Raw genomic sequence first — 16388 nt, 5'->3', positions numbered from 1 at the left:
AGCCCGTTCGACCTGGAGCACGGCCCGCTGTTCCGGGGGCTCCTGATGAAGCTGGGGCCCACGAAGCACGTGCTGCTGCTCAACACGCATCACATCGTCACCGATGGCTGGTCCACCGGCGTGCTGGTGCGGGAGATGGGTGCGCTCTACGCGGCGTTCGCGGCGGAGCAGCCGTCGCCGCTGCCGGAGCTGACGGTGCAGTTCGCGGACCACGCCCTCTGGCAGCGCTCCTGGTTCCAGGGCGAGGTGCTGGAGTCGCAGGTGGCGTACTGGCGTGGCCAGTTGGCGGGCGCGGCGCCCTACCTGGAGCTGCCCACGGACCACCCGCGTCCGTCCCGTCAGGGGGCGTATCGCGCCGGCGAACAGGCCGTCGTCCTGTCGCGGGAGCTGAGCGAAGCGGTCGAGGCGTACGCGCGGCAGGCGTCCGCCACGCCCTTCATGGTGCTGCTCGCGGCGTTCCAGACGCTGCTGTCCCGGCACTCCGGGCAGGAGGACGTGCTCGTGGGGTCGCCCATCGCGGGCCGCCGCCACGCGGAGGCGGAGTCGCTCATCGGCTACTTCGCGAACACCGTCGTGCTGCGCACCCGGGTGCGCGGGACGCTGCGCTTCCACGAGCTGCTGGACGCGGTGCGCACCACCACGTTGGGCGCGTACGAGCACCAGGACCTCCCCTTCGAGAAGCTGGTGGAGGTGCTCCAGCCGGAGCGCGACCTGGGCCGCACGCCGCTCTTCCAGGTGACGTTCACGCTCCAGAACGCCCCCATGCCGGAGCTGGCGCTGCCGGGGTTGACGCTCAAGCCCCGCGAGGCCCTGAAGGAGTCCACCCTCTTCGACCTGCAATGCGTGCTGAGCCGGGGACCGGGCGGCTTCGAGGGAGTGCTGGGCTACAACCAGGACCTGTTCGAGCCGGACACGGTGGCCGGGATGGTGGAGCACCTGCGGGTGCTGCTGGAGTCCGCGCTGCGCTCGCCGGACACGCGGTTGCCGGAGCTGCCGTGGCTCACGAAGCTGGAGCGTCAGCGGCTGCTCTCCGACTGGAGCGGCACCTCTCGCGACTTCCCGCGTGACGCATCCGTGGCCGCGCTCTTCGCCGAGCAGGCCGCACGCACGCCGGACGCCACGGCGCTGAAGGCCGGGGAGCGGCGGATGTCCTACGCGGCCCTGGACCGGGCGTCGAACCAGCTCGCGCATCACCTGCGGCGCCAGGGCGTGCGGCCCGGCCACCGGGTGGGCCTGTGCGTGGAGCGCTCGTTCGGGAGCATCACCGCCCTGCTGGGCATCCTGAAGGCCGGCGCGGCGTACGTGCCGGTGGATCCCCAGGCCCCCGCGGAGCGCATCGCATGGGTGCTGCGTGAGGCGGGTGTCAGCCTGCTCGTGACGGAGGAGGCCGTGGCGGACGAACTGCCCGCCATGACCGACCTCCAGGTCCTGCTGGATACGGATGCGGCCGTCATCGCCCGGCAGTCCGAAGCGGCGCTGGACGTAGCGGTGTCCGCGGAGGCTCTGGCCTACGTGATGTTCACGTCAGGCAGCACGGGAAGGCCCAAGGGCGTCAGCGTGCCGCACCGGGGCATCACCCGCCTGGTGCGCGGCGCGGACTTCATCCACTTCGGACCCGAGGAGGTCTTCCTCCACCTGGCGCCCATCGCGTTTGACGCGTCCACGCTGGAGGTCTGGGGTGCGCTGCTGAATGGCGCGACGCTCGTGGTCGCCCCAGCGGGCGCGCTGTCGCTCGGGGATACGGCCACGCTGCTGCGGCGCGAGGGCATCACCACGCTGTGGCTCACCGCCGCCCTCTTCGAGCAGATGGTGCTCCACCAGGGCGACGCGCTGGCCCGCGTGAAGCAGGTGCTGGCGGGCGGTGACGTGCTGCCCGTGGAGCGCGTGCGCGAGCACCTGAAGCGGCTGCCTCCGGGCGCCGTGCTGGTCAACGGCTACGGCCCCACGGAGAACACGACGTTCTCCGCCACGCACACGCTGCGCGCCGGGGATACGGTGGGCCGCTCGGTACCCATCGGCCGGCCGCTGACGAACTCCACGGCGTGGGTGCTGGACGCAGCGCTCCAGCCCGTGCCGGCCGGAGTGCCGGGCACGCTGTACGTAGGCGGAGACGGCCTGGCCTGGGGCTACCTCCAGCGGCCGGACCTCACCGCCGAACGCTTCATCCCCCACCCCTTCGCCACCGAGCCGGGAGCGCGTCTCTACGACACGGGCGACCGCGTGCGCTGGCTGCGGGACGGGACGTTGGAGTTCCTGGGCCGCACCGACTTCCAGGTGAAGCTGCGCGGCTTCCGTATCGAGCCGGGCGAAATCGAAGCGGTGCTGCGCCAGTCGCCGGAGGTCCAGGAGGCGGTGGTCGTGGTGCGCGAGGACGTGCCGGGTGACAAGCGCCTGGTGGCCTACGTCGTGTCGGACGATGGCCTCGACACGGGCGCGCTGCGCGAGTCCGCGCAGAAGTTGTTGCCGGACTACATGGTGCCGTCGGCCATCGTGGTGCTGGCGAAGCTGCCGCTGAGCCCCAACGGCAAGGTGGACCGCAAGGCCCTGCCCACGCCGAAGGCCCGGACCGCGGCTCCGAGCCTCACCGCGCACCGCAATCCCCTGGAGAAAGCGCTCGCGAACATCTGGGCGGAAGTGCTGAACCTGGACGCGGTGGACATCCACGGCGACTTCTTCGAGCTGGGAGGCCACTCGCTGCTGGCCACCCAGGTGGTCGCGCGCATCCGGTCGACGCTGGGGCTGGAGGTACCGCTGGGCGAGCTGTTCCGGTCGCCCACGGTGGCCTCGCTGGCGGAGCGGCTGGGGGACGCCCACCGCACCCAGGCGCCGCCGCTGGTCCGTGCCGAAAGGACGACCGCGCCGCCGCTGTCGTTCGCGCAGCAGCGGCTGTGGTTCATCGACCAGTTGGAGCCGGGCAGCCCGCTCTACAACATGCCGCTGGCGCTGAGCCTTGCCGGCGACCTGGACGTGGACGCGCTGCGCTCGAGCCTGGACGCGCTGATGGCGCGGCATGAATCCCTGCGGACCACGTTCCGCATGGAGTCCGGCCGGCCGGTGCAGGTGATCCACGCGGAGGGCCAGGTGCCCCTGGAGTTCGTGGACCTGACGGGCCTGAACGGCCGCGCCGCGAGGCAGGCCGAAGCCCGGCGCCGGGGACACGCTGAATCGCTGCGCCCGTTCGACCTGACGCGCGGGCCGGTCATCCGCGCCCTGCTGATGAAGCTGGACGTTCACGAGCACGTGCTGGTGCTGCACCTGCACCACATCGTCTCCGACGGCTGGTCGCTGGGCGTCATCGTGCGCGAACTCACCGCCCTCTATGCGGCGGGGCGCTTGGGCCAGCCCGTGACGCTGCCGGAGCTGCCGGTGCAGTACGTGGACTTCGCGGTCTGGCAGCGCGGCTGGCTCCAGGGCGACGTGCTCCACGCGCAGGTGGAGTGGTGGAAGCAGCAGCTGTCCGGAGCGCCCTTCGTGCTGGACCTGCCCACGGACCGGCCGCGGACGGCCGGTGCTTCGCGGCGAGGGGGGCTGGTCCGGGTGGCGCTGCCTCGCGCCCTGAGCGAGCGCGTGGAGGCGTTGGCCCAGGCGGAAGGCGCCACGCCCTTCATGGTGCTGCTGGCGGCGTTCCAGACGTTGCTGCACCGCGCGTCCGGTCAGGACGACGTGCTGGTGGGCTCGCCCATCGCGAACCGCCAGCACGCGGAGACGGAGGGGCTCATCGGCTTCTTCGTGAACATGCTGGTGCTGCGAGGCCGCTTCGGCGCGCGGACGACGTTCCGTGAGCTGCTGGCGCAGGTGCGCACCACCACGCTGGGCGCGTACGAGCATCAGGACATCCCCTTCGAGCACCTGGTGGAAGCGCTCCAGCCGGAGCGCGACCTGGGCCGTGCGCCGCTGTTCCAGGCGACGTTCGCGCTCCAGAACGCTCCGTTGCCGGAGCTGGCGGTGCCCGGTCTCACCGTGGCGCCGGCCCACCTGGAGGGAGATGCTCCGTCGCAATTCGAGCTGGCGCTGGACCTGAGCCGCTTCGCGGAAGGCTACGCGGGCCACCTGCACTACGCGGCGAACCTGTTCGACACGGCCACCATTGAACGGCTCACCGTCCACTTGCGGCGGCTGCTGGAGACCGTGTGTGACACACCGGATCTGCCCCTGGCCGACGTGTCGTTCGTGTCGCCAGAGGAGCTGGTGCGGCTGGTGCGCGTGGGCGGCGGTGAGCTCCTGCCCTTCGAGCGTCATGCCACCCTGCACGGCCTCATTGAGCGGCAGGTGGAGCGGACCCCGGACGCCGACGCCGTGGTGTTCGAGGAGACGACGCTCAGCTACCGGGAGCTCAACGCGCGGGCCAACCAGCTCGCGTGGCACCTGCGTTCGCTGGGCGTGGGCCCGGAGGTGACGGTGGCCCTGTGCCTGGAGCGCTCGGCGCAGAGCGTCATCGCGCTGCTGGCGGTGCTCAAGGCCGGAGGCGCCTTCGTACCCGTGGACCCGGCGGCCCCGTCGGCGCGCAAGTCGTTCGTCCTCAAGGACTGCGGCGCGTCGGTGCTCGTGACGACGCGGGCCCAGCAAGACGCGTGGAACCCGGAAGTGCCCCACCTGGTGCGGCTGGACGCGGATGAACTGGTCCGACTGTCGGACCAGTTGGCGGACAACCCGCCCCCGGCGGCGGCTTCGGGCAACCTCGCCTACGTCATCTACACGTCGGGCTCCACCGGTACGCCCAAGGGCGTGATGGTGCAGCACCGCTCGGTCCTCAACTTGCATCAGGCACTGACGCGCAGCCTCCATGCGGGGCTGGCCTCGGGACAGCGCGTCACCGTCAACGCGCCGCTGCACTTCGATGCATCCATCGCCCAGGTGGTCCAGCTACTGGGCGGCCACTGCCTGCACGTCGTCCCGGAGGCCCTGCGGCAGGACCCGGAGGCGATGGTCGGGTGGCTGGAAGGCCAGCGCATCGACGTACTGGACTGCACGCCGTCGCAGCTGCGGCTGATGCTGGCCGCGGGGCTGCTGGAGCGCGCCCACGTGCCCGGAGTCATCTCCGTGGGCGGCGAGGCTCTGGACGCGGAGATGTGGAGCCGGCTGCGTGCGTCGAACCGTACGCGGGCCTTCAACGAATACGGCCCCACGGAGTGCACGGTGAACGCGGTGGACTGGCGCATCCAGTACGCCGAGCAGGAGACGCCCGTTATCGGCCGGCCGCTGGCCAACCTGAACGCCTACGTGCTGGACGCGCACCAGCGGCCGGTGCCCTTCGGTACGCCGGGTGAGTTGTGCATCAGCGGTGAAGGCGTCACGCGCGGGTACCTGGGCCGGCCGGACCTGACGGCCGAGCGCTTCGTGCCGGATCCGTTCAGCGCGGAGCCGGGCGCGCGGCTCTACCGCACGGGAGACAAGGCCCGCTGGCGGCCGGACGGCACGCTGGAATACCTGGGCCGGTTGGACTTCCAGGTGAAGCTGCGCGGCTACCGCATCGAGCTGGGCGAAGTCGAAGCCACGCTGCGCTCACACGCCGGAGTCGGTGACGCGGTGGCCCTGGTGCGTGAGGACGCGCCAGGCAACGCGCGGCTCGTGGCCTACGTGGTGACGGACGGCGGCACGGAGTCACTGCGCGAGCATCTGCGCCGGCACCTGCCGGAGTACATGGTGCCGTCGGCCCTCATCCCCCTGCCCTCCCTGCCGCTGACGCCCAACGGCAAGGTGGACCGCAAGGCGCTGCCTACGCCGGATGCGCTGCTGCGCGCATCGCGGCCCCATGAGGCCCCGGCGACGCCCGCCGAAGTGGCGCTGGCCTCGCTGTGGGAGGAACTGCTCGGCGTGCCCCGCGTCGGACGCGACGACCACTTCTTCGAATTGGGCGGCCACTCGCTGCTGGCCACGCAGCTGGTGTCCCGCGTGCGCGAACGGTTCGGCGTGGACGTGGGGGTCCGGGCGCTGTTCGAGTCCCCCACCCTGGCGGCGCTCGCCCAGCGGCTGCCGGACGCCCCGGAGGCCAACGCCCTGCCGCCGCTGCGTCCAGCGACGAGCCCGGGGCCGCACCCGCTGTCGTTCGCCCAGCAGCGGCTGTGGTTCATCGACCAGTTGGAGCCGGGCAGCGCGCTCTACAACATGCCCGCCGTGTTGCGCCTCTCCGGCGTGGTGGACGTGCCCGCGCTGCAACAGGCCTTCGACGCGCTGGTGCAGCGCCACGAAGCGCTGCGCACCACGTTCAGCGCCCATGAAGAAGGCGAACCCCGCCAGCACGTCCACCCTGCCCCCAACGGCGTGCTGTCCGTGGTGGACCTGCGCTCGCGCCCTGTCGCGGAGCGCGAGGCGGAGGCGCTGCGGCTCGCGACCGAGGACGCACTGAAGCCCTTCGACCTGGCCGTGGGGCCGCTCGCGCGCCTCACGCTCCTGCGGCTGGCTGACGACGACCACGTGCTGCTCCTGTGCCTGCACCACGCCATCGGCGACGGCTGGTCCATGGGCATCCTCGTGCGCGAAGTCACCGCGCTCTACGAGGCCTTCCGTCAGGGCCAGCCCTCGCCGCTGGCCCCGCTGCCGGTGCAGTACCCGGACTTCGCCGTCTGGCAGCGCGGCTGGCTCCAGGGAGAGGTGCTCGACGCGCAGCTCCAGTGGTGGACGCGGCAGCTGTCCGGCGCTCCGAGGGCCCTGCTGTTGCCCACGGACAAGCCCCGCCCGCCTCAGCGGTCCGAGCGGGGTGCCACCTTCCCGGTGCGCCTGCCCGCGGATGTGAGTGACGCCGTGGAGGCGCTGGCCATCAAGGAGGGGGCCACGCCCTTCATGGTGCTGCTCGCGGCGTTCCAGACGCTGCTGCACCGGTACTCAGGGCAGGACGACGTGCTCGTGGGGTCGCCCATCGCGGGCCGCCGCCACGCGGAGACGGAGGGGCTCATCGGCTTCTTCGTGAACACGCTGGTGCTGCGCGCCCGGTTCGACGGCCGCCAGTCGTTCCGCGAGCTGCTCTCGCAGGTCCGCGCCACCACGCTGGGCGCGTACGAGCACCAGGACCTCCCCTTCGAGAAGCTGGTGGAGGTGCTCCAGCCGGAGCGCGACCTGGGCCGCACGCCGCTCTTCCAGGTGCTGTTCGCGCTCCAGAACGCCCCCATGCCGGAGCTGGCGCTGCCGGGGTTGACGCTCAAGCCCCAGGAGGCCCTGAAGGAGTCCACCCCCTTCGACCTGCAATGCGTGCTGAGCCGGGGACCGGACGGCTTCGAGGGAGTGCTGGGCTACAACCAGGACCTGTTCGAACCGGACACGGTGGCCGGGATGGTGGCGCACCTGCGGGTGCTGCTGGAGTCCGCGCTGCGCTCGCCGGACGCGAGGCTGCCGGAGCTGCCGTGGTTCACGCCAGAGGAGCGCCAGCGGCTGCTCGCCGACTGGAGCGGCACCTCCCGCGACTTCCCGCGTGACGCGTCCGTGGCCGCGCTCTTCGCGGAGCAGGCCGCGCGCACGCCGGACGCCATCGCGCTGAAGGCCGGCGCGGAGACGCTCACGTACGCGGCCCTGGACCGGGCATCGAACCAGCTCGCGCACCACCTGCGCGGTCAGGGCGTGCGGCCCGGCCACCGGGTGGGCCTGTGCCTGGAGCGGTCGTTCGACCTCATCACCGGTTTGCTGGGCATCCTCAAGACAGGCGCGGCCTACGTGCCGGTGGACGCGAAGGCCCCCGCCGAGCGCATTGCCTGGATGATCCATGCGGCAAGCGTCAGCGTGCTTGTCACGCAGGAAGCCCTGGCGGATGAGTTGCCCCAGGTCACCGACCTCCAGGTCCTGCTGGACGCGGATGCGTCGCGGATTGCGAGGCAGCCGGAGACTCCGCTGGACCTCGCGGTGCCGGCCGACGCGCTGGCCTACGTGATGTTCACGTCAGGCAGCACGGGAAGGCCCAAGGGCGTCAGCGTGCCGCACCGGGGCATCACCCGCCTGGTGCGAGGCACGGACTTCATCCACTTCGGGCCGGAAGAGGTGTTCCTCCAGCTGGCGCCCATCGCGTTCGACGCGTCCACGCTGGAAGTCTGGGGCGCGCTGCTGAATGGCGCGACGCTGGTGCTGGCGCCGCCCAAAACGCTGTCGCTGGAGGAGACGGGCGCGCTGCTGCGGCGTGAGGGCATCACCACGCTGTGGCTCACCGCCGCCCTCTTCGAGCAGATGGTGCTGCACCAGGGCGAAGCACTGGCCCGCGTGAAGCAGGTGCTGGCGGGTGGCGACGTGCTGCCCGTCGAGCGCGTGCGTGAACATCTGAAGCGGCTGCCTCCGGGCGCCGTGCTGGTCAACGGCTACGGCCCCACGGAGAACACCACGTTCTCCGCCACGCACACGCTGCGCGCCGGGGACACCGTGGGCCGCTCGGTGCCCATTGGCCGGCCGCTGACGAACTCCACGGCGTGGGTGCTGGACGCGGCGCTCCAGCCCGTGCCGGCCGGAGTGCCGGGCACGCTGTACGTCGGCGGAGAGGGTCTGGCCTGGGGCTACCTCCAGCGCCCGGACCTCACCGCCGAGCGCTTCATCCCCCACCCCTTCGCCACCGAGCCGGGAGCGCGCCTCTACGACACGGGCGACCGCGTGCGCTGGCTGCGGGACGGGACGTTGGAGTTCCTGGGCCGCACCGACTTCCAGGTGAAGCTGCGCGGCTTCCGTATCGAGCCGGGCGAAATCGAAGCGGTGCTGCGCCAGTCGCCGGAGGTCGAAGAGGCGGTGGTCGTGGTGCGCGAGGACGTGCCGGGTGACAAGCGCCTGGTGGCCTACGTCGTGTCGGACGACAGCCTCGACACGGGCGTGCTGCGTGCGGCGATGCAGAAGCAGCTGCCGGACTACATGGTGCCGTCGGCCATCGTGCTGCTGGCGAAGCTGCCGCTGAGCTCCAACGGCAAGGTGGACCGCAAGGCCCTGCCCGCGCCTCGGGCCCGTGCCGCGGAGCCGGGAGCGGCCCAGGCCCGGAGCACCCTGGAGAAGGCGCTCGCGGACATCTGGGCGGAGGTGCTGCACCTGGACACCGTGGACATCCACGGCAACTTCTTCGAGCTGGGAGGCCACTCGCTGCTGGCCACGCAGGTGGTCGCGCGCATCCGTTCATCACTGGGCGTGGAGCTGCCGCTGGGCGAGCTGTTCCGTGCTCCCACCGTGGCGTCGTTGGCGGAGCGGCTGGTGGATGCCCGCCGCACCCAGGCGCCGACACTGGTCCGTGCCGAAAGGACGACCGCGCCGCCGCTGTCATTCGCGCAGCAGCGGCTGTGGTTCATCGACCAGCTGGAGCCGGGCAGCCCGCTCTACAACATGCCGCTGGCGCTGAGCCTCACCGGCGACCTGGACGTGGACGCGCTGCGCTCAAGCCTGGACGCGCTGATGGCACGGCATGAATCCCTGCGGACCACGTTCCGCATGGAGGCGGGCAAGCCGGTGCAGGTGATCCACGCCGAGGGCCAGGTGCCCCTGGAGTTCGTGGACCTGACGGCCGTCGGCAGCCGGACCGCGAAACAGGCCGAGGCCCAGCGCCTGGGCCACGCGGAATCGCTCCATCCGTTCGATCTGACGCGTGGGCCGGTCATCCGCGCGCTGCTCCTGAAGCTGGACGCGAGCGAGCACGTGCTGGTGCTGCACCTGCACCACATCGTCTCCGACGGCTGGTCGCTGGGTGTCATCGTGAGGGAGCTCACGGCCCTCTACGAGGCCCGGCGCGCGGGCCGTACCGCCGCCCTGCCGGAGCTGCCGGTGCAGTACGCGGACTACGCCGTGTGGCAGCGCGGCTGGCTCCAGGGCGGCGTGCTCCAGGCGCAGGTGGAGTGGTGGAAGCACCAGCTGTCCGGTGCACCCTTCGTGCTGGACCTGCCCACGGACCGGCCGCGGACGGCCACCTCGTCGCGGCGCGGCGGCCTGGTCCGCATGACGCTTCCGCGCGCCTTGAGTGAGCGCGTGGATGCCCTGGCGCAAGCAGAAGGCGCCACGCCCTTCATGGTGCTGCTGGCGGCGTTCCAGACGTTGCTGCACCGCGCGTCCGGCCAGGAGGACGTGCTGGTGGGTTCGCCCATCGCGAACCGCCGGCACGCGGAGACGGAGGGGCTCATCGGCTTCTTCGTGAACATGCTGGTGCTGCGCGGGCGCTTCGGCGCGCGGACGACGTTCCGTGAGCTGCTGGCCCGGGTGCGCGCCACCACGCTGGGCGCGTACGAGCATCAGGACATCCCGTTCGAACATCTGGTGGAAGCGCTCCAGCCCGAGCGCGACCTGGGACGCACGCCGTTGTTCCAGGCGATGTTCGCGCTCCAGAACGCTCCGGTGCCAGAGCTGGCGGTGCCCGGACTCACGGTTGCGCCGGCCCATCTGGAGGGCGACGCCCCGTCGCAATTCGAGCTGGCGTTGGACCTGAGCCGCTTCACGGATGGCTACGAGGGCCACCTGCGCTACGCCGCGGACCTGTTCGACGCGGGCACCATCGAGCGGTTCGTCGCGCACCTGCGCCGGCTGCTGGAGGCCGTGTGCGACGCGCCGGACGTATCCGTGGACGACCTGTCGCTCGTGTCACCCGAGGAGCTGGCGCGGTTGGTGCGCACGGGTGGCGGTGAGTTCCTGGACTTCGAGCGCAACGCCACGCTGCACGGCCTCATCGAGCGTCAGGTGGCGCGCACCCCGGACTCTCCGGCGGTCGTCTTCGAGGAGACGGCGCTGACGTACCGGCAGCTGGACACGCGGGCCAATCAGCTCGCATGGCGGCTGCGGTCCATGGGGGTGGGCCCGGAGGTGCGGGTCGGCCTGTGCCTGGAGCGTTCGGTGGAGGCGATGGTCGCGCTCCTCGCGGTGCTCAAGGCCGGCGGCGCTTTCGTTCCACTGGATCCGGGAGCGCCCGCGGCGCGCAAGGACTTCGTGCTGAAGGACAGCGGCGCGGCCGTGCTCATCACGACCGAAGCGGCGTGCGGGGACTGGAGCCCCTATGGTGTCCAGGAGGTGTGGCTGGACGTGGAGCAGGCGGGCCTGGGCGCCCTCTCCCACGAACCCCTGCCCGCCCTGACAGGCTCGGAGCATCTGGCGTACGTGCTGTACACGTCCGGCTCCACGGGCACGCCCAAGGGCGTGATGGCGCAGCACCGCTCCGTGCTCAACCTGCACCGGGCCATGGGCCGGGCGCTCTACGCGGGCCAGCCCCGGGGCCAGCGCATCACCGTCAACGCACCGCTGTACTTCGACGCAGTGATGGAGCGCGTGGTCCAGCTCATCGACGGCCACTGCCTGCACATCGTTCCGGACGCGCTGCGCCTGGAGCCGGAAGCGATGCTCGCGTGGTTGGAGCAGCACCGCATCGACTCGCTGGACTGCACGCCCGCGCAGCTCAAGCCACTGCTGGCGGCGGGGTTGCTGGAGCGGGCCTGGGTGCCGCCGCTGCTCGTGCTGGGCGGCGACGCGCTGGATGCGGAGTCGTGGCGGAAGCTGGCCGCGACGGACCGCACGCGTGCCTTCAACGCGTACGGCCCCACGGAGTGCACCGTCGGCACCACGGCCGCGCTCATCCAGGGCAGCACGAAGACGGAGCCCATCATCGGCAGGCCGCTGGGCAACCTGAATGCGTACGTGCTCGATGCACGGCAGCGCCTGGTGCCCTTCGGCACACCGGGCGAGCTGTGCTTCTCCGGTGAGGGCGTCACACGCGGCTACCTGGGCCGGCCGGACCTGACGGCCGAACGCTTCCTGCCGGATCCGTTCAGCACGGAGCCCGGAGCGCGCCTCTACCGCACCGGCGACAAGGGCCGCTGGAGGCCGGACGGAACGCTGGAGTTCATGGGCCGCCTGGACTTCCAGGTGAAGCTGCGCGGCTACCGCATCGAGCTGGGCGAAATCGAAGCCACGCTGCGCTCGCACCCGGCGGTCCAGGACGCGGTGGCGCGGGTCCGCGAGGACGTCCCGGGCGACGCGAGGCTCGTGGCCTACGTGGTGGCGGACGGCGACATGGACGTGCTGCGCGAGCACCTGCGCCGGCACCTGCCGGAGTACATGGTGCCGTCGGCCTTCGTCCCCCTGCCCGCGCTGCCGCTGACGCCCAACGGCAAGCTGGACCGCAAGGCCCTGCCCTCGCCGGAGGCGCAGCTGCGCGCGGCGCGCTCGTACGAGGCCCCGGCGACACCCGCGGAGGTGGCGCTGGCCTCGATGTGGGAGGAGCTGTTGAACGTGCCCGTCGTGGGGCGCAACGACCACTTCTTCGAGCTGGGCGGCCACTCGCTGCTGGCCACGCAGCTGGTGTCCCGCATCCGCGCCCGCTTCGGCGTGGACGTGGGAGTCCGGGCGCTGTTCGAGTCCCCCACCGTGGCGGCGCTCGCCCAGCGGCTGCCGGATGCACCGGAAGCCAGCGCCCTGCCGCCGCTGCGTCCAGCGACGGGCCCAGGGCCGCACCCGCTGTCGTTCGCGCAGCAGCGGCTGTGGTTCATCGATCAGCTCGACCCGGGCAGCGCGCTGTACAACATGCCCGCCGCGCTGCGCCTCTCCGGCGCGGTGGACGTGCCCGCGCTCCAGCAGGCCTTCGATGCCCTGGTGCAGCGCCACGAAGCGCTGCGCACCACCTTCGAGTCCCACGATGGTGAGCCCCGCCAGCACGTACACCCCGCCCCCACCGGAGTCCTGTCGGTGGTGGACCTCACCACGCTCCCCGACGCGGAGCGCGAAGCGGAGGCCGTGCGGCTCGCGACCGAGGACGCACTGAAGCCCTTCAATCTCGCCGAGGGTCCGCTCGCGCGCCTCACGCTCCTGAGGCTGGGCGAACAGGAGCACGTGCTGCTGATGTGCATGCACCACGTCATCGGCGACGGCTGGTCCATGAGCATCCTGGTGCGCGAAGTCACCGCGCTCTACGAGGCCTTCCGGCAGGGACAGCCCTCACCGCTGGCCCCGCTGCCGGTGCAGTACCCGGACTTCGCCCTCTGGCAGCGTGGCTGGCTCCAGGGCGAGGTGCTGGACGCACAGCTCGGCTGGTGGACGCAGCAGCTGGCCGGAGCCCCGCAGGTCCTGGCGCTGCCCACGGACAAGCCACGTCCTCCCCAGCGGTCCGCCAGGGGGGCCACCTTCCCGGTGCGTCTCTCGCTGGAGCTGAGTGAGGCGGTGGAGGCATTGGCCCAGCGCGAAGGAGCCACGCCCTTCATGCTGTTGCTCGCGGCCTTCCAGACGCTGCTGCACCGGTACTCCGGTCAGGAGGACCTGCTGGTGGGCACGTCCATCGCGGGCCGGCGCCACGCGGAGACGGAGGGCCTCATCGGCTTCTTCGTCAACACGCTGGTGCTGCGTGCACGGTTCGATGGACGCCCGTCCTTCCGCCAGTTGCTGGCACAGGTGCGCGCCACCACGCTGGGCGCGTACGAGCACCAGGACATCCCCTTCGAGCGGCTGGTGGAGGCCGTGCAGCCCGCGCGTGACGTGTCGCGCACGCCGCTCATCCAGGCCCTCTTCGCGCTCCAGAACGCGCCGGACGCGGAGGTGCGCCTGCCGGAGCTGACGCTGCGCCCGGTGGAGGTGGACCTGCCCACGACGAAGTTCGACCTGGACCTGGGCCTGGGCCGCACGGAGCGCGGCTTCGAGGGTGCCCTCTCCTACGCCACGGACCTCTTCGAACCCGCCACGGCCCGCAGACTGACGGAGCACTTCCTCCAGCTGCTGGAGGCCGCCGTCACCCGGCCAGACGCGAGGGTGGACAGCCTGCCCCTGCTGACGGCGGAGGAGCGCCAGTGGGTGCTGGAGGAGTGGAGTGGCGAGACGGCCCCCTTCGAGGCCGACGTACCCTTCCACACGCGCTTCGAGCAGCAGGTGACGCGCACGCCCAAGGCCCCGGCCGTGGTGATGGGCGACAAGACCGTGTCCTTCCATCAGCTCAACGTGCGCGCGAACCAGCTGGCGCACTACCTGCGCTCGCTGGGCGCGGGCCCGGACGTGCCGGTGGCCTTCTGCCTGGAGCGCTCGCCGGAGGCCATCGTCGCCATCCTGGGCATCCTCAAGGCGGGCGGCGCGTACGTGCCGCTCGACCCCGCGGCCCCTGAAGCACGCCGGGCTTTCATCCTGGAGAACAGCGGCGCGGCCGTGCTGCTGACCACGCAGGCGCAGGTGGAGGCATGGAAGCCGCCGGTGCGGCACGTGGTGCGGCTGGACGTGGATGCGCGGCGAATCGAGGCGTCCTCGCCGGGCAACCCGCGCTCGGGCGTACGGCCAGAGCATCTGGCGTACATCATCTACACCTCGGGCTCCACGGGCGCGCCCAAGGGCGTGATGATCCAGCACCGCTCGCTGGCACACCTGCGAAGCGCGATGAACGCGCTCTGCTTCGACCGGGGCCCCCGGCCGATGCGGGCAAGCCTCAACGCGCCGTACTTCTTCGACGCATCGGTGCAGCAGCTGTCCCTGCTGCTGGACGGCCACGGCCTGTTCCTCGTTCCGGAGGCCGTGCGCCGGGACCCGGGGGCCCTGCTCGCGTGGGTGCAGCAGCACCGCATCGACGTGCTGGACACCACGCCGTCGCAGTACCAGTTGCTGCTGGAAGCGGGCCTGCTGGAGAGCGAACACGTGCCGAGCCTCTGCTCCATCGGCGGTGAGGCAATGGACGAGGTGACGTGGCGCACGCTCGCGGCGACGCAGCGGACCTGGGCCTTCAACGCGTACGGTCCGACGGAGTCCACGGTGAACGCCACCATCGCTCCCATCCAGGGCAGCCCCCTGCCCACGCCTGTCATCGGGCGCCCGTTGCTGAACCTGGATGTGTACGTCCTGGATTCGAACCTGAATCCCGTCTCGGTGGGCGTCCCCGGTGAGCTGTTCATCGCGGGCGAGGGCCTGGCGCGCGGCTACCGGCACCGGCCGGACCTCACGGCGGAGCGCTTCATCCCCCACCCGTTCAGCACGGAGCCCGGAGCGCGGATGTACCGCACGGGCGACCGGGTCCGGTGGCTACAGGATGGCAACGTGGAGTACCTGGGCCGGTTGGACTTCCAGGTGAAGCTGCGCGGCTACCGCATCGAGCTGGGAGAGATTGAAGCCGCGCTGCGTGCGTCTCCAGGCGTCCGCGACGCGACGGTGCTGCTGCGCGAGGACGTGCCCGGACTCCCACGCCTGGTGGCGTACGTGACGCCGGAGGTGGACACCGCTCCGCTCCGGAGTCACCTCCAGCGCTCGCTGCCGGAGTACATGGTGCCGGCGGCGTACGTCGCCCTGCCCGTCCTGCCGCTGACGCCGAACGGCAAGGTGGACCGCAAGGCACTGCCTGCGCCCGTGGACGACGCCGCGAGCATCGAGGCCCGCGTCGGTCCCCGGAACGAAGGCGAGGCGCGGGTTGAGCGCCTCTGGGCTGAAGCCCTGGGCGTGGCCGCGGTGGACGTGCGCACCAGCTTCTTCGAGCTGGGCGGGCACTCGCTGCTGGCGGTGCGCTTGATGGCGGCGGTGAACCGGGAGATGGGCCAGAAGCTCCCGCTGTCGGCGCTCTTCCAGGCTCCCAGCGTGGAGCGGTTCGCGGAGCTGTTGGCGACCGGGGATACGGCGAAGCCCTTCACGCCGCTGGTGCCCTTCACGAAGGAAGGCACGGGCAGCGCGCCGCCGTTCTTCTGCGTGCACCCGGTGGGCGGCAACGTGCTGGCCTACGCGGAGCTGGCACAAAGGCTGGGACCGGATCAGCCCTTCTACGGCATCCAGGCCCGGGGCCTGGACGGAGAGAAGGAACCGCTGGACACGGTGGAGGCCCTGGCCGCCAGCTACGTGCGGGTGGTGCGAGACGTCCAACCCCACGGCCCGTACCACCTGGGCGGTTGGTCCCTGGGCGGCGTCATCGCCTACGAGATGGCGCACCAGCTCCGCGAGGCAGGTGAAGCAGTGGAGCTGGTGGCGCTCATCGACTCGTACGTGCCGGAGACGGTGGCGGACTCGGAGCCGAACCTGGACCGCACGCTGGCGGTAGGCCTGTTCGCGCAGGACCTGATGGGCCTATCGCTGGCGGGCCTGGACGTGGACACGGCGGAGCTGGCGGCCTTGGAGCCCGAGGCCGCGCTCGCGAAGGTGCTCGAGGCGGCGACCCGGTCCGGCGCGCTGCCGCAGGGCGTCGACATCGCGAACGCCACGGCCCTCTTCCAGGTCTTCGAGGCGAACCTCGAAGCGGCCCGGCGCTACCACCCGCCCGTGATGGAGCAGCGCGTGCTGCGCATCCAGGCGGAGGACCCTGCAGGCGACACGGGCACGTCAGACGGCGGCTGGACGGCGCTCGTGGGAGAGCGGCTGGAGTCACACCGCCTGCCGGGCACCCACTACACGCTGCTGCGCGAGCCCACCGTGCAGACCGTGGCGGAGCTGCTGACGAAGGCGCTCCGCGACGACAGCAAGGCATGACGCAACCCACCCCTCAGGGCTCGCGAGGGGTGGCACTGGATGTATCAGTGTCGTCA

The 16388-nt window shown here is 71.5% G+C and carries 1 protein-coding gene (running past one end of the window); it reads left to right on the top strand.

What is annotated here, in order from left to right:
* Positions 1–16332, top strand: partial view of a non-ribosomal peptide synthase/polyketide synthase gene (locus D7W81_RS01300; RefSeq protein WP_120553469.1) — the 3' portion only. It extends 20658 nt beyond the left edge of the window; the window shows 16332 of its 36990 coding nt (coding positions 20659–36990); the start codon falls outside the window, past its left edge; it ends in the stop codon at positions 16330–16332.
* The last annotated feature ends 56 nt before the right edge of the window (positions 16333–16388 follow it).

This window comes from Corallococcus aberystwythensis (assembly GCF_003612165.1).
In the GTDB taxonomy this organism is placed as follows: domain Bacteria; phylum Myxococcota; class Myxococcia; order Myxococcales; family Myxococcaceae; genus Corallococcus; species Corallococcus aberystwythensis.
Note: the sequence above shows the minus strand (reverse complement) of the source record. Positions and strands in the feature narration are given on the sequence as shown.